This window comes from Enterobacter sp. E1, assembly GCF_016809815.1.
GTDB classification, from domain to species: Bacteria; Pseudomonadota; Gammaproteobacteria; order Enterobacterales; family Enterobacteriaceae; genus Enterobacter; species Enterobacter adelaidei.
Map to the genome: position 1 here is coordinate 42199 of NZ_JAFBJM010000004.1, position 12482 is coordinate 54680.

Annotated in this window: 14 protein-coding genes; 11 read left to right on the forward strand and 3 right to left on the reverse strand. The window is 56.6% G+C overall.

Annotation, left to right across the window (positions count from 1 at the left end; all coding sequences use genetic code 11):
* Window positions 1–206 precede the first annotated feature (206 nt).
* From JGF26_RS11945 to JGF26_RS11975, 7 genes are read left to right on the forward strand one after another with little or no spacing between them, the layout of a single operon-like run.
* Window positions 207–1061 carry a MurR/RpiR family transcriptional regulator gene (locus tag JGF26_RS11945; protein ID WP_028018945.1) on the forward strand — a complete coding sequence of 285 codons (855 nt, stop codon included), beginning with the start codon at window positions 207–209 and terminating at the stop codon, window positions 1059–1061.
* 12 nt (window positions 1062–1073) lie between these two features.
* On the forward strand, window positions 1074–1649 hold the full coding sequence (gene ddpX, locus JGF26_RS11950) for a D-alanyl-D-alanine dipeptidase (RefSeq protein WP_049006477.1): 576 nt from the start codon (window positions 1074–1076) through the stop codon (window positions 1647–1649).
* 14 nt (window positions 1650–1663) lie between these two features.
* Entirely contained in the window at window positions 1664–3196 is a 1533-nt protein-coding gene (locus JGF26_RS11955; RefSeq protein WP_028018943.1) for an ABC transporter substrate-binding protein, read from the forward strand.
* 23 nt (window positions 3197–3219) lie between these two features.
* On the forward strand, window positions 3220–4242 hold the full coding sequence (locus JGF26_RS11960; protein WP_128347677.1) for an ABC transporter permease: 1023 nt from the start codon (window positions 3220–3222) through the stop codon (window positions 4240–4242).
* Window positions 4239–5135, forward strand: coding sequence for a D,D-dipeptide ABC transporter permease (gene ddpC, locus JGF26_RS11965; RefSeq protein WP_049006481.1), 897 nt, complete (start codon window positions 4239–4241; stop codon window positions 5133–5135). Before JGF26_RS11960 ends, ddpC begins: the two co-directional genes overlap by 4 nt.
* Window positions 5132–6118: an ABC transporter ATP-binding protein gene (locus JGF26_RS11970; RefSeq protein WP_028018940.1), complete on the forward strand. Its 987-nt coding sequence runs from the start codon at window positions 5132–5134 to the stop codon at window positions 6116–6118. The genes ddpC and JGF26_RS11970 overlap by 4 nt, the downstream gene beginning before the upstream one ends.
* A complete protein-coding gene (locus tag JGF26_RS11975; RefSeq protein WP_134708187.1) occupies window positions 6111–7040 on the forward strand; it encodes an ABC transporter ATP-binding protein in 930 nt (309 codons plus the stop codon). The genes JGF26_RS11970 and JGF26_RS11975 overlap by 8 nt, the downstream gene beginning before the upstream one ends.
* On the opposite strand, the gene JGF26_RS11980 is transcribed toward JGF26_RS11975, so the two are convergent.
* Window positions 7037–7786: an SDR family oxidoreductase gene (locus JGF26_RS11980; RefSeq protein WP_134708186.1), complete on the reverse strand. Its 750-nt coding sequence runs from the start codon at window positions 7784–7786 to the stop codon at window positions 7037–7039. The two genes, JGF26_RS11975 and JGF26_RS11980, sit on opposite strands and share 4 nt — an antisense overlap.
* A 114-nt stretch (window positions 7787–7900) precedes the next feature.
* Here JGF26_RS11980 and JGF26_RS11985 point away from each other — a divergent pair, with 114 nt between their 5' ends.
* Window positions 7901–8806 carry a LysR family transcriptional regulator gene (locus JGF26_RS11985; RefSeq protein ID WP_028018937.1) on the forward strand — a complete coding sequence of 302 codons (906 nt, stop codon included), beginning with the start codon at window positions 7901–7903 and terminating at the stop codon, window positions 8804–8806.
* Between the two features lie 23 nt (window positions 8807–8829).
* Here JGF26_RS11985 and JGF26_RS11990 read toward each other — a convergent pair whose 3' ends face one another.
* On the reverse strand, window positions 8830–9258 hold the full coding sequence (locus JGF26_RS11990) for an OsmC family protein (protein ID WP_023311893.1): 429 nt from the start codon (window positions 9256–9258) through the stop codon (window positions 8830–8832).
* A 115-nt stretch (window positions 9259–9373) separates the two neighbouring features.
* Here JGF26_RS11990 and JGF26_RS11995 point away from each other — a divergent pair, with 115 nt between their 5' ends.
* Complete coding sequence (locus JGF26_RS11995) at window positions 9374–10333, forward strand: hypothetical protein (RefSeq protein WP_134708185.1); 960 nt, start codon at window positions 9374–9376, stop codon at window positions 10331–10333.
* A gap of 19 nt (window positions 10334–10352) precedes the next feature.
* On the opposite strand, the gene JGF26_RS12000 is transcribed toward JGF26_RS11995, so the two are convergent.
* Complete coding sequence (locus JGF26_RS12000; RefSeq protein ID WP_128347673.1) at window positions 10353–11228, reverse strand: LysR family transcriptional regulator; 876 nt, start codon at window positions 11226–11228, stop codon at window positions 10353–10355.
* A gap of 110 nt (window positions 11229–11338) precedes the next feature.
* Here JGF26_RS12000 and JGF26_RS12005 point away from each other — a divergent pair, with 110 nt between their 5' ends.
* On the forward strand, window positions 11339–12190 hold the full coding sequence (locus tag JGF26_RS12005; RefSeq protein WP_134708184.1) for a Vmh family MBL fold metallo-hydrolase: 852 nt from the start codon (window positions 11339–11341) through the stop codon (window positions 12188–12190).
* 100 nt (window positions 12191–12290) lie between these two features.
* On the forward strand, window positions 12291–12428 hold the full coding sequence (sra, locus tag JGF26_RS12010) for a stationary-phase-induced ribosome-associated protein (RefSeq protein ID WP_008501714.1): 138 nt from the start codon (window positions 12291–12293) through the stop codon (window positions 12426–12428).
* Window positions 12429–12482 lie beyond the last annotated feature (54 nt).

The following is a 12482-nucleotide window of genomic DNA, read 5'->3' on the forward strand; positions in this document are numbered from 1 at the left end:
GTATTCAACAAATTCATACCTGCCCGCTCAGACAGTGCACCAAAAGTGAACTAGGCTGCACAAATGTTGATCATTGGTTAATTAAATATTGCATGAAGTTTGCGTCGCAGCAGGTTCTCACTGCCCTGTGACTCTGGCACGCGTCATGCATTGTTAATCAGGTAACACAATTCTGGCGACTGACAGCCTGTTAACAGCGAGGCGGTATGACGACAAAACCCGAGATGTTGAGCCGTATCGAAGCGACCTTCAGCCAACTGACGCCCAGCGAAAAACGGGTTGGCAGCTGGCTACTGGCGCACACCGCGCAAATTCCGTTTGAAACGGCAGAGAGCGTTGGTCTGGCGACCGGTACCAGCGGCATCACCGTCGGACGCTTCCTGCGCAAGCTGGGGTATCGTAACCTGGAAGACGCCAAGAAAAGCCTGCGCGACCCTTACCAGCCCTGGGGCATGAATGAGCGTCTGGACTCCTGGCAGCAGCAGCGCCCCCTGCCCAATCGCCTTCAGCACGCTTTGTCGCTGGAAGTGGATGCCATCACGCAGGTGTATCAGTTGGCGCAAACGGACACCTTCCGCCAGGTGGTGCATCAGTTGGCTCACGCGGAGGCCGTTTTTGTACTGGGAATTCAGTCAACCCGCGGGATCGCCAACGCCTTCTTCAGCCACCTCGAGTATCTCCGCCCGGGCGTCAGCTATTCCGAGGGGGCATCCGGGAGCTGGGTTGAATCTCTGAACTCAGGATTTTCTCATCCCTATGTGGTGCTGACAGATACCCGCACCTACTCCGCAGTCGCTCGGCAGTACTGTCGTGTGGCGAGTGAGAAACAGATCCCCCTGGCCTTGATCACTGATATCTGGTGTCCGTGGGCACGCGATTATCCGATTGATTTACTGCAAGTGAAAACCGATACCGGCCATTTCTGGGATTCGCTTGCCCCCGTGAGCTGTCTGTTCAACCTGCTGCTGTCGGGCGTGGTGGAAGCGTTAGGTGACGCGCTTCCGGCGCGCCTGGCCGTAAACCGACAATTACAACAAGAGTTTGGCCAATTCGAACGCTAAAGGAGCGGAGCTATGCCCGAAGAGAGTGAACTGATTGATGTGGCGAAAGCGTTTCCCACGCTGCACATCGATCTGAAGTACGCCACCGCCGACAACATCACTGGCCGCCCGATCTATCAGGAAGCACAGTGCCTGCTGCATAGCGACGCTGCCACCGCACTCGCGAAAGCCATCGGTATTGCCACGCTGGCCGGGTTGAAACTGGTGGTGTACGACGCCTATCGACCGCAACAGGCGCAGGCCCAGCTGTGGGATGCCTGCCCAAACCCGGAATATGTGGTGGATGTGGCGATTGGCTCCAATCACAGCCGCGGTACGGCTATCGACGTCACGCTGATGGATGAACATAACACCGTGCTGGATATGGGTGCCGGTTTTGACGAAATGCATGACCGCTCGCATCCGTATCATCCCTCCGTGCCACCGCACGCCCAGCGCAACCGTCTGCTGCTGAACGCCATCATGTTCGGCGGCGGTTTTGTGGGGATCAGCAGCGAATGGTGGCATTTCGAACTGCCGAATGCCGCCAGCTATCCGCTGCTTGACGACCGTTTTGCCTGTTTTCCATTGACGCACACCCCTCTTTGAACTGGAGCACTACCATGAAAACAACGCTTCTCACGACCGTAATTGCCGCCACGCTGGCACTGAGCGCCCCGCTGGCGCTGGCTGCCGTCCCGAAAGACATGCTGGTGATCGGTAAAGCAGCTGACCCGCAAACGCTCGATCCTGCCGTAACGATTGATAACAACGACTGGACCGTCACCTATCCGTCCTATCAACGACTGGTGAAATACAAGCCCGGTACAACCGAAGTGGAAGGCGATCTGTCAACAGGATGGAAAGCCTCCGACGACCAAAAAGAGTGGACCTTTACCCTGACGGACAACGCGAAATTCTCCGACGGCACGCCGGTCACCGCCGAAGCGGTCAAGCTCTCGTTCGAACGCCTGCTGAAACTCAGCCAGGGGCCGTCTGAAGCCTTCCCGAAAGACCTGAAAATTGATGCCGTTGATGACCATACGGTGAAATTCACGCTCAGTCAGCCGTTTGCCCCGTTCCTCTACACGCTGGCGAACGACGGTGCCTCCATCATTAACCCGGCGGTGTTGAAAGCCAATGCGGCGGACGATGCGCGCGGTTTTCTGGCGCAAAACACCGCTGGTTCAGGCCCGTTTATGCTGAAAAGCTGGCAGAAAGGTCAGCAACTGGTACTGGTGCCAAATCCCCACTGGCAGGGTGATAAACCGCACTTTAAACGCGTGTCCGTGAAAATAATCGGTGAGAGCGCCTCCCGCCGACTGCAGCTTTCCCGTGGCGATCTGGATATTGCTGACTCTCTGCCGGTTGATCAGCTGGCCGCACTGAAACAGGAAGGCAAAGTGGCCGTCGCAGAATACCCTTCTTTGCGCGTGACCTACCTGTATCTTAACAACAGTAAGGCACCGCTCAATCAGGTGGATTTACGCCGGGCTGTCTCCTGGGCGACGGATTATCAGGGAATGGTGAAAGGCATTCTGAGCGGCAATGGCAAGCAGATGCGTGGCCCGATCCCGGACGGCATGTGGGGCTTTGACGCGACGGCCATGCAGTACAGTTTTGACGAGGCCAAAGCCAAAGCCGCGCTGGAGAAGGTGAAAGACAAACCGGCCAGCCTGACCTTCCTCTACTCGGACAACGACCCGAACTGGGAGCCTATCGCCCTCTCCACCCAGGCCAGCCTCGGCAAACTCGGCATTAACGTCAAGCTGGAAAAACTGGCAAACGCCACCATGCGCGACCGTGTCGGTAAAGGTGATTATGACATTGCCATCGGCAACTGGAGCCCGGACTTTGCCGACCCGTATATGTTCATGAACTACTGGTTCGAGTCGGACAAAAAAGGGCTGCCAGGCAACCGTTCGTTCTATGAGAACAAAGAGGTTGATTCACTGCTGCAGGCCGCGCTGAAAACCACCGATCAGGCGGAGCGCACCAAAGACTACCAGCAGGCGCAAAAAGTGGTGATCGACGAAGCCGCCTACGTTTATCTGTTCCAGAAGAATTATCAGCTGGCGATGAACAAAGACGTTAAAGGCTTCACCTTTAATCCGATGCTCGAGCAGGTGTTCAACATCGCCACCATGAGTAAGTAACGGTTCTCGCCGGGGGAAAGTGTATGACGTTCTGGAGCATTGTGCGCCAGCGCTGCTGGGGGTTACTCCTGGTGGTGGCCGGTGTCTGTATTATTACTTTTATTATTTCACACATGATCCCCGGCGATCCGGCCCGTCTGCTGGCCGGTGACCGTGCCAGCGACGAAATTGTACAAGGCATCCGCCAGCAACTGGGGCTGGACCAACCGCTGTACATCCAGTTTGGTCGCTACGTGGAGGCTCTCGCCCACGGTGATTTAGGGACGTCGATTCGCACCGGACGTCCGGTTGCGGAAGATTTAAAAGCCTTTTTCCCCGCCACGCTGGAACTGGCTTTTTGTTCCCTGCTGCTGGCCCTGGTGATTGGCGTGCCGCTGGGGATTTTATCGGCGGTGTATCGTAACCGCTGGCTGGATCATCTGGTGCGGTTGATGGCAATGACCGGGATCTCCACCCCCGCATTCTGGCTCGGGCTGGGCGTCATTGTGCTGTTCTATGGTCATCTGCAAATTCTTCCCGGTGGCGGTCGGCTGGACGACTGGCTTGACCCGCCAGCTCATGTCACCGGGTTTTATCTGATCGATTCCCTGCTGGAAGGCAACGCAGAGGTGTTTTTGAACACCCTGCAGCATCTGATTTTACCCTCACTGACGCTGGCGTTTGTGCATCTGGGCATTGTGGCGCGGCAGGTACGCTCGGCCATGCTTGAGCAGTTGAGCGAGGATTACATTCGTACCGCCCGCGCCAGCGGGTTGCCAGGCTGGTACATCGTGCTGCGCTATGCCTTACCAAACGCCATGATCCCGTCAATTACCGTACTCGGGCTGGCGCTGGGCGATCTGCTTTACGGTGCCGTGCTCACCGAGACCGTCTTCGCCTGGCCGGGAATGGGGGCCTGGGTGGTGACGTCCATCCAGGCGCTGGATTTCCCGGCGGTGATGGGCTTCGCGGTCGTCGTCTCGCTGGCCTACGTGCTGGTTAATCTGGTGGTCGATCTGCTTTACCTGTGGATCGACCCGCGAATCGGGCGCGGAGGTGCCGAATGATGTTAACGCAGGAAACGCCCGTACCGGTTAAAACCGTGAGACAACGCATCAACTGGGCAAAGCTCTTCTGGATGCTGCGTCAAAGCCCGCTCACGATCGTCGGTGGCGTCATTATGATCGCCATGCTGCTCCTGATGGTGACCTCACCGTGGATAGTGCCGCACGACCCGAACGCGCTGGATCTGACCGCCCGCCTGCAGGCACCGTCGGCGCAACACTGGTTTGGCACTGACGAGGTGGGCCGCGATCTGTTCAGCCGCGTACTGACGGGCAGTCAGCAATCCATTACCGCCGGGCTGGCCGTTGTGGTCATTGCAGGAGGGATTGGCTCGCTGCTGGGCTGTTTGTCCGGTGTTCTGGGCGGGCGCGGCGACGCCATCATCATGCGGGTGATGGACATTATGCTCTCTATTCCCTCCCTGGTACTCACCATGGCGCTGGCAGCCGCGCTGGGCCCGAGCCTCTTTAACGCCATGCTGGCGATTGCGATTGTCCGCATTCCGTTTTACGTCCGCCTGGCGCGCGGACAAACGCTGGTGGTGCGCCAGTTTACCTATGTCCAGGCCGCCCGCACGTTTGGCGCATCGCGCTGGCATTTAATCCGCTGGCATATCCTGCGCAATGCCCTGCCACCGCTGATTGTGCAGGCCTCACTGGATATCGGTAGCGCCATTCTGATGGCCGCCACGCTGGGCTTTATTGGTTTGGGTGCTCAGCAACCGACCGCCGAATGGGGCGCAATGGTGGCCGTTGGCCGTAACTACGTCCTCGACCAGTGGTGGTACTGTGCCTTTCCTGGTGCAGCCATTTTGATTACTGCCGTGGGCTTTAATCTGTTTGGTGACGGTATCCGCGATCTGCTGGATCCGAAATCGGGAGGGAAACAGTCATGACCGAATCGGTATTAACCATTGAAGATTTACATCTGAGCTTCCCGATTTTTCGCGGTGAGGTCCATGCTCTCAACAACGTCTCGCTGGAGATCAAACGAGGTGAAATCGTTGGCGTTGTTGGTGAGTCGGGTTCGGGAAAATCGGTTACCGCCATGCTGGCTATGCGCCTGCTGCCGGAAGGCAGCTACCATATTCATCACGGTCAGGTGAGGCTATTGGGTGAAAATGTCCTGACGGCATCCGAGCAACAGCTTCGCCAGTGGCGAGGCGCTAAAGTGGCGATGATTTTTCAGGAGCCGATGACTGCACTCAACCCGACGCGGCGGATTGGCAAACAGATGGTGGAGGTGATCCGCCAGCACCAGCCGCTTTCGCGGGGTGAGGCGCAGCAGAAGGCGATTACTCTGCTGGAGGAGATGCAAATCCCGGACGCGAAACAGGTCATGGAACGCTATCCGTTCGAGCTATCAGGCGGCATGCGCCAGCGGGTGATGATCGCCCTTGCCTTCTCCTGCGAGCCTGAACTTATCATCGCCGACGAACCGACCACGGCACTGGATGTCACCGTTCAGTTACAGGTGCTCCGGCTTCTGAAGCACAAAGCACGCGCCAGCGGCACCTCGGTGCTATTTATTAGCCACGATATGGCCGTGGTGTCACAACTCTGCGATCGCATGTATGTGATGTACGCGGGTAGCGTGATAGAAAGCGGCTCCACGCAAACGCTGATCCACCATCCCGTGCACCCTTATTCTATTGGTCTGTTGCAGTGTGCACCGGAAAATGGTCAGCCGCGCGACATGCTTCCGGCGATCCCCGGCACAGTACCCAACCTCAGCCAGCTTCCGCAAGGATGCGCTTTCCGCGAGCGTTGCTTTGCCGCCGGGGCGAAATGCAGTGAAACACCGCGCTTACAACCCAATGGCGCAGAAGGCCAACAGGCTGCCTGCTGGTATCCACAACGGGAGCAACACCATGTCTGATGTACTGCTGGAACTGGATAGCGTGCACGTGAATTTTCCGGCACGCAAAAACTGGCTTGGCCGCGTAACGGAACAGGTACATGCCCTCAACGGGCTTGATTTACAGATCCGCCGGGGAGAAACACTGGGTATAGTCGGTGAGTCCGGCTGCGGGAAAAGCACCTTGGCTCAGCTATTAATGGGTATGCTTAAACCCAGCACCGGCGCCTGCCAGCGGACACAGCACGCGGGCGGCATGCAGATGGTTTTCCAGGACCCGCTCTCCTCACTCGACCCGCGTCTACCGGTCTGGCGCATTATCACCGAGCCGGTGTGGGTGCAAAAACGCAGCAGCGAGCGCGAGCGCCGCCAGCTGGCTGAAAGCCTGGCACTGCTGGTAGGTATTCGCCCGGAGTATCTCGACCGACTCCCGCACGCATTTTCCGGTGGACAACGTCAGCGCATTGCCATCGCCCGGGCGCTATCGTCCGATCCCGATATTATAGTGCTCGATGAACCCACCAGCGCGCTGGATATCTCGGTGCAGGCGCAAATCCTCAATCTGCTGGTAAAACTGCAACAGCAGCGTAATCTGACCTTTGTATTGATCTCCCATAACGTTTCGGTGGTCAGGCATATGAGCGACCGCGTGGCAGTAATGTATCTGGGTCAGATTGTTGAACTGGGCAGTGCCGCACAGGTGTTGGGGGAGCCGCGCCATCCTTACACCCGGCTGCTGCTTGACTCCGTTCCCAGAACGGGTCAACCGCTGGATGAGGGGCTGGCGCTGCGTAAGACTGAACTTCCCGGAAACCGTCATTTGCCGGTTGGCTGTTTTTTCCGTGATCGCTGCCCGATGGCAATGGAGGGATGTGAACATCCGCAACCGTTACAGCCCTCACACAAGGGCCGGAACGTTCGCTGCTGGCGGAATCTGGATTAGATTTGCGCCATCCCGCCGTCTACAAACAGCTCGATGGCGTTAATAAAGCTGGCCGCGTCTGAGGCCAGAAACGCCACTGCTTTACCCACTTCACCCGGCGCGCCCAAACGTTCGAGCGGTACCTGAGCGGCCAGCGCGTCATACAACCCCTGACGGTGTTCTTCAGGCACCAGATCGCCAAGCCCCGGGGTTTTGATCGGGCCCGGGCTCACCACGTTGACGCGGATCCCCCGGCCCTGCAAATCCAGCGCCCAGGAACGCGCAAAGTTGCGCACGGCAGCTTTACTGGCGCTGTAGACGCTAAAGTTGGCCGTCCCCTTAACGGAGACCGTCGAGCCGGTCAGAATAATCGACGATCCGGCGGAGAGCAGCGGCAGCGCCTTCTGCACCGTAAACAGCACCCCGCGAACGTTGGTGCCGAAAATACGGTCAAACTGCTCTTCGGTGATCGCGCCCAGCGGCAGCATATCGCCGCCACCCGCATTGGCGAATAGGATATCAAGGCGGCCTTCTTCTTTGGCGATCCGGGCATAGACCTCGTCCAGATCGGCAAGCTTAGAGACGTCCGCGCGAATGCCCACTGCACCAGAAGCAATCTCTGCGACCGCCGCGTCCAGCTCGGCCTGACGACGTCCGGTGATGTACACCTTCGCGCCCTGCGCCGCCAGCTCCTGTGCCGTTGCCAGACCAATACCTGTGCTGCCGCCGGTTATCAGTGCAATTTTTCCTGAAAGAGTCGTGTTCATGTTATTTACCTTGTGTTGGGTTTGCTATGGACAAACTTTAGCCCTTGTGTGATTAGTGAAAAATGGGCAAAAATGAAAATGACTATTTACATACAGAAATAATCAGGGGGCCTAATGGACCAGTTAATGGCGATGCGCGCCTTTACGCGGGTAGTGGAATCCGGCAGTTTTACCCGCGCGGCAGACTCTCTGAATATGCCGATAGCCACCCTGAGCAAGCTGGTGAAATCGCTTGAGGCGCATCTGGAAATACGACTTTTGCACCGCACGACGCGCCGGGTCGTCACCACACCTGAAGGGGCGAAATACTATGAAAAAGCGCTCAGGGTTCTGATAGATATCGAAGATATCGACACCGCGTTTCGCGTTTCCCGCGCGACGCCAAAAGGGCGTTTGCGGGTTGACGTGGGCGGCTCCACCGCCCGCGACGTGCTCATTCCCCTGCTGCCGGATTTTATGCAGCGTTATCCGGAAATCCGCATCGACCTTGGGGTAGCCGATCGTCCGGTGGACCTCATCAGCGGTAACGTTGATTGCGTGATCCGCGGCGGCCCGCTGAACGACTCGACTCTCATCGCCCGCCATATTGGCAACGCCGAAATGGTCACCTGCGCGACGCCAGGCTACCTGAAAAATCACGGCGTTCCCGCCTATCCGCAGGAGCTGTGCAATGGCCACAAGCTCATCAGCTACCTCTCGCCCGTCACCGGGCGGGCATTTCCGTTTCGCTTCAGAGAGAACGGCGAGACGCTGGAAATAAATATTCCGCATTATCTCGGTGTAAATGAAAGTAATGCCCACCTGGCGGCTGCCGCGGCGGGGCTGGGCATTGTGCAGACCTTTGAGTATTCGGCAAATGCGTATTTACAGGCGGGTACGCTGACGGCGATCCTGGGCAACTGGCGCCCTGCTGCCTATCCGTTTCACGTGGTATACCCGCAGAACCGCCATTTGACGCACCGTCTTAAGGTGTTTATTGCGTGGCTGGCGGAGGTGTTCCCCGCCGCGCTGAAGGGATAGCCGGGCGCGAACCCGGCTGGGACTTAGTTAAGCTTATAGTCCAGCGTAATTTCGGCTTTCAGGAGCTGCGATACCGGGCAGCCCGCTTTCGCTTTCTGAATAATGCCATCGAACTGCTGAGGGGCAATGCCTGGGACGGTCACCTTACTTTTCAGGGCAACCTTCGTGATAGCAAAGCCGCCGTCGGTTTTATCCAGAGAGACGTCCGCGGTGGTATCAATGGAATCGGCGGTATAGCCCGCTTCGCCAAGCATCAGCGACAGTGCCATCGAAAAACAGGCCGCATGTGCTGCGCCAATCAGCTCTTCGGGGTTGGTCCCCTTTTCGCCCTCAAAACGGGTATTGAAACCATAAGGCTGTTGATTGAGAACGCCGCTCTCGGTGGAAACCGTTCCTTTTCCGCGCTTAATGTCGCCAGACCAGTGTGCCGAACCGTGCTTATGAATAGTCATTCTTGCTCTCCTTTTGGCTTACAAAGGGTTAAGTATAGACTACGCATCTAACCCACCCTGCAACACAGACTTTTCCAGGACTTTCACCTGCTGCACCAACAAAAAGGATAATGATATGGCGCTAAAAATCAGGATGGCCGTTGCCGTAACCACACTGGCTCTATCGCTGTCTTCACTGGCGAAAACGCCGGAGAACTTTATCTATACCAGCTCCGGCGATCTCGATGCGGCGTTTCCGCTTGTTGCGCGAAGCGACATCGGCGGCGTGCAAATTGTTTACAACTGGCGCTTGCTTGAACCCGAGAAGGACAAGTATGACTTCTCGCGCATTGAGCAGGATCTGGCGCGTCTTAAGACTGCCAGGAAAAAGCTCTTCATCCAGCTTCAGGATCGTTTCTTTGAGCCTAATGCCCGCTACGTGCCGGATTATCTGATGCACGATAAGCAATATGGTGGCGGGATTGCACCGCAGTTCGATAACCCCGGCGAAGGAAAGCCAGTCGGTTCAGGATGGGTGGCGCGTCAGTGGGATCCTGCCGTGCGCCAGCGCTACCAGGCGCTGCTGGCCGCCCTGGCGAAACGCTTTGATGGCGAGGTATACGGGGTAAACCTGCCGGAAACCGCCATTGATATCGACGAAAAAAATCCGCCGGCCGGATTTACCTGCGACAGCTATTTCGCGGGTGAAATGGAAAACCTCGCCTTTGCGCGAAAGGCTTTTCAGAAATCACACGTTGTGCAATATGTGAACTTCTGGCCGTGCGAGTGGGATAATGACCACAACTACATGGGGCGTCTGTTTGCGTATGCCAGCGCTAACAATATCGGCCTGGGTGGACCGGACATTGTTCCCAACCGCAAGGCCCACATGAAGAACGCCTATCCCTTCTTCCATAAAAATAAACACACGCTGCCGCTCATCGCCATGGCGGTTCAGGAGCCGACCCTGACCTATAAAAATCCGCAGACCGGTAAGCCCTTTACCAAAGCCGAGTTTGACCAGTTCGCAGAACAGTACCTCGGGGCCGATATTATTTTCTGGAGCACCGCCACGCCCTGGCTAAAGGCAAAGTAATCAAGAGCGTTCGCGGCTATCATGCCAGATAACCGGCCAGTTCATCGAGAAACACGCGCAGTGCAGCTGGCTGATATTCCCGGGACTGATAAATGCCATGGATGGCAAGCGGTTTCGGCTCCAGCGCGCTCAGCACCGGCACCAGTAAGCCCTGGTCCAGCGCGGCAGACGCTTCACGCTCCGGCAGCATCGCAATACCACAATGCTTTATCGCCGCATCCATCAACAGCGAAGAGATGCTGGCGCTCAGGTTGCCGCTGACGGCCACGCTCAGGTTTTCGCCTTCCGGGGTCAGAAAGTGCCAGGACTGCCCGGCGAAAAAGCTGTAGTGCAGGCAGTTATGCTGTGCTAATTCTTCGGGGCTGACGGGCGTCCCGTGCAGTGCAAGATAATCGGGTGAGGCACAGAGAACCGAGCGACATTCTCCCAGCCGACGGGCAATCATGCCGGGTTCAGGGTTATCCGTAATGCGCACAGCGACATCAATGCGCTCTCCCACCAGGCTGACCGGGTGGTTGTTCACATCCAGCTCGATGCGCAGTTGCGGATAGCGCGAAAGCAGACCGGGCAACACCGGCGCAATCAGGTGCATGGCGGTAAAGTGCGCACAGGCCACCCGCAACGTGCCAGACGGCAGATCTTTCTCTGACTGACCTTCGATTTCCTGCGAGATCTGCGAGAGTGTCCGCGTTTTTTGCAGCACTTTTTCCCCTGCCGCGGTCAGGGTTAACTTGCGCGTTGAGCGGTTAACCAGCCGTGTTCCCGCCCACTTCTCCATTTGTTCAAGGTAGCGGCTCACCATCGGTCGGGAAATCCCCAGCGCGCGGGCCGCCGCGCTCAAACTTCCCAGCTCGCATATCCGGTTGTAGACCTGAGCGGCAATAACGCGATCCATAGAAACTCCATTTGCTCGATTTATGAAACTAAGCATGTCTTGTTTCAGGAATTCTGGCAAATGCGAATATCCGTACAATAGAGACTTTCCTGCACAACAGAGACAACAGTATGAAACTCACTCACCTTGCTTTGCTTTCCACCCTTTTCACTCCGGCTGTTTTTGCCGCACCGTTGACCATTGATACCTATAACCCGCAAGAAAAAGGGATTTTCGCAGTCTCATCAACGCTGGTCTCCGGCCCGAAAGAAGCTGTTCTATTTGATGCGCAGTTCAGTGTGAAAGATGGCGAAGCGCTGGTAGAGAAAATTCGCCACAGCGGTAAAACGCTGAATAAGATTGTGATCACGTCTGGCGACCCCGATTTTTACTTCGGCCTGCAGCCGCTGGTAAAAGCCTTCCCGAATGCCAAAGTGGTAGCCACCCAGCATGTCGTTGACCATATTAAAGCCACCAAAGACGCCAAGCTCGCCTTCTGGGGTCCACAGATGAAAGACGGCGCGCCAACCGAGCTGATTGTGCCGCAGGTGCTTACCTCCACCACGTTTATGGTTGACGGAGAAAAGATTGATATTGAGCAACCAGACAGCTACGCGGCTTATGTCTGGATCCCGTCAGCGAAAACCATTCTTGGCGGTACCGGGGTTTCCTGGGGCATTCACGTCTGGACAGCAGACACCCAGACACCAGCGAGCCGTAAGCAGTGGCAAGAAACGCTGGATGATATGGCCGCACATAAGCCCGCGCGCGTCATTCCGGGGCATTATCTCGGCACGCCGCCAGCCGGAACCGGGGCTATCGACTTTACCCGTCAGTACCTTCAGCAGTTCGAACTGGCGTTGGGTCAACATAAAAACTCAGCCAGCGTAATCGACACGATGAAAAAACAGTGGCCGAACCTTGCAGAAGCCAGCTCACTGGAGCTGAGCGCCAAAGTGAATACCGGCGAAATGAAGTGGTAATGTAAAAACCTGCTATGCTGGATGTGCAACCTAAGGGGTTACATTTCGTTTGCGTGAGCAAACTGGTCCTTAAAACTATCAACAGGATTGAGGAGTTAACATGAAATCGAACCGTCAGGCACGCCACATTCTGGGGCTGAACTACAAGCTTTCAAACCAACGTAAAGTGGTGATTGAAGGCGACCATGAAACGCAAGTCACTCACGCCACCGGCAGAAAACGCCACGCGGGCAAGTAAGTTCCAGAAACAGAACCTCAACACCATCGGTCTTCCGATGGTGTTTTTGTTTAT

Coding starts and splice junctions, on each gene's coding strand:
- JGF26_RS11970 (WP_028018940.1), top strand. CDS start 5,132: ATGACCGAATCGGTATTAACCATTGAAGATTTACATCTGAGCTTCCCG.
- JGF26_RS11960 (WP_128347677.1), top strand. CDS start 3,220: ATGACGTTCTGGAGCATTGTGCGCCAGCGCTGCTGGGGGTTACTCCTG.
- JGF26_RS11980 (WP_134708186.1), bottom strand. CDS start 7,786: ATGAACACGACTCTTTCAGGAAAAATTGCACTGATAACCGGCGGCAGC.
- JGF26_RS12005 (WP_134708184.1), top strand. CDS start 11,339: ATGAAACTCACTCACCTTGCTTTGCTTTCCACCCTTTTCACTCCGGCT.
- sra (WP_008501714.1), top strand. CDS start 12,291: ATGAAATCGAACCGTCAGGCACGCCACATTCTGGGGCTGAACTACAAG.
- JGF26_RS11955 (WP_028018943.1), top strand. CDS start 1,664: ATGAAAACAACGCTTCTCACGACCGTAATTGCCGCCACGCTGGCACTG.
- JGF26_RS11995 (WP_134708185.1), top strand. CDS start 9,374: ATGGCGCTAAAAATCAGGATGGCCGTTGCCGTAACCACACTGGCTCTA.
- JGF26_RS11990 (WP_023311893.1), bottom strand. CDS start 9,258: ATGACTATTCATAAGCACGGTTCGGCACACTGGTCTGGCGACATTAAG.
- ddpX (WP_049006477.1), top strand. CDS start 1,074: ATGCCCGAAGAGAGTGAACTGATTGATGTGGCGAAAGCGTTTCCCACG.
- JGF26_RS11945 (WP_028018945.1), top strand. CDS start 207: ATGACGACAAAACCCGAGATGTTGAGCCGTATCGAAGCGACCTTCAGC.
- ddpC (WP_049006481.1), top strand. CDS start 4,239: ATGATGTTAACGCAGGAAACGCCCGTACCGGTTAAAACCGTGAGACAA.
- JGF26_RS11985 (WP_028018937.1), top strand. CDS start 7,901: ATGGACCAGTTAATGGCGATGCGCGCCTTTACGCGGGTAGTGGAATCC.
- JGF26_RS12000 (WP_128347673.1), bottom strand. CDS start 11,228: ATGGATCGCGTTATTGCCGCTCAGGTCTACAACCGGATATGCGAGCTG.
- JGF26_RS11975 (WP_134708187.1), top strand. CDS start 6,111: ATGTCTGATGTACTGCTGGAACTGGATAGCGTGCACGTGAATTTTCCG.